The following is a 1,676-nucleotide window of genomic DNA, read 5'->3' as shown; positions in this document are numbered from 1 at the left end:
TACTGATGCCTTTTCCAAAAGTTTGAGTAGAAATTTTCTGCCGTCGCTTTATCCATTGTCATGTTCTTGCTATTCCCCGCCATTTAGCACCATCCTCCCAGGGAAAAGTAATGTCATTGCCTTAAAGAAAAACCGCCGGTTTAAGCACCGGCGGTTTATGCAACTGTCACTCCGCATCCCAGAGGCCTTTCTGCCTGAGTTCCTCCGCGGTCTCCCGGGCTATGTTCTGGAGCTGAATTTTATCCACCTTGCCTAACCTGGTCAGCGGCATCATTTTATCCGCAGGCCAGATCTCCACATGCTGCGGCCGCTTGTAGGAGGCGATGTTCCGGCAATGCTCCATGATCTCCGCGGCGGTCAGCTCGACGCCCGGCTTGGGCTGCACAAAAGCGAAGATCCCTTCGTCGAAGAGGCTGTGCGGCACGCCAACCACCTCGGCCACGGCTACGCCGGGATAGGTGGCGATATGGGCCTGCACCTCGTCGGGGAAGACGTTGTAGCCTTTCTGCTTGATCACGAACTTGCGGCGGCCGGAGAGGTAGAGAGCGCGGTAGGAGCCCATGTTTTTAAAGAAGCCCAGGTCCCCGGTGTAAAGAATGCCCTCCTTGGAGATGACTTTGGCCGTCTCTTCCGGCTGGTTGAAGTAGCCGGGAAAAACGATGGGCGGATGGTAGCAGATCTCGCCGATCTCCCCGTCCGGCAGCTCCTCGCCGGCGGTCCCGTCCTCGCGCATGGGCGCGCGCACGGTGACCTCGGCCACGTCCGGGAAGGGCCGCCCCACCTGCCCCGCCATCTCTTCCACGGAGATATCCGGCGGAGTAAAGGTGGCGAAGCCGGCGTTCTCGGTCATACCCAGCCCGGTGCCGAAATGGGGCGCCATCTTGCTCAGCTGCTCCAGGAAGGGCACATCCACGGCCGACCCTGCATAGATGGCGCTTTTTACGCTGCTGAGGTCAAAACTGTTGTAATCCGGCACGGCCCAGAGCATGCGGTACTGCGTGGGGATCATCCCGAGGACGGTGGCGCGGTACTTCGCAGCCGCATCGAGGGTCTGGCGCGGATCGAACACGCGAAGCATGATCCCCGTGCCGCCCGCGTAAAAAGTGGTCATCGGCCCTTCGCTCGTTCCCGCCACATGGCTCGGCGGCAAGTTGAGCACCATTCTAAACTCCTCTTTCCGCAGGCCGATACCCCGGGCCAGGATTTCATTCTGCACGATGATGTTTTCGTGAGTCAAGACAGCTGGCTTAGGCTCCCCGGTGGTCCCCGTGGTGTAGATGATTAAAGCCGGCGTCTGCGGGGTGATCCGGGCATAAGCCCGGGCCAGCTCCCCGGTCCGCTGATCTTTTTCCTTTAGCTCCTTGATCTTCTCCGGATCCATGAACTCTGCCACGGAGACGGCACCGTCGATGATTTCGCCGGGCTGCGGGGCCGGAGAGAACTGGACCAGGTGGCGGACATAGCCGCAGCGGTCGCGCACCGTTTCGCCGACGACCCGGAAGTCGCGGGCCGGGGTGGGGCCAAGGAAGAAGAAAGCCTTGGGTTCGATCTTGTCCAGGTCGCGGACCACTTCGTTCTCTTTAAGGCGCAGGTCAAGGGGTGCCACGATTACACCGATCTTGAAGCAGGCGTACATAAGCACATAGTGATCCGGAAATGTCAAAAGCATGGTGGCC

At 59.8% G+C, this 1,676-nt stretch carries 1 protein-coding gene; it reads right to left on the bottom strand.

Annotated elements, in window-relative coordinates; translation table 11 throughout:
* Window positions 1–166: 166 nt before the first annotated feature.
* Window positions 167–1,676 (bottom strand): class I adenylate-forming enzyme family protein (locus ACE4YL_RS06970; protein ID WP_461369423.1); only part of this gene is annotated, 1,510 nt, incomplete at its 5' end.

Origin of the sequence: Candidatus Darwinibacter acetoxidans (assembly GCF_041936445.1) — a bacterium.
Taxonomy (GTDB): Bacteria; Bacillota; Limnochordia; order Darwinibacteriales; family Darwinibacteriaceae; genus DTU010.
The sequence above is the reverse complement of the archived record's forward strand: the minus strand, read 5'-3'. Positions and strand labels throughout refer to the sequence as shown.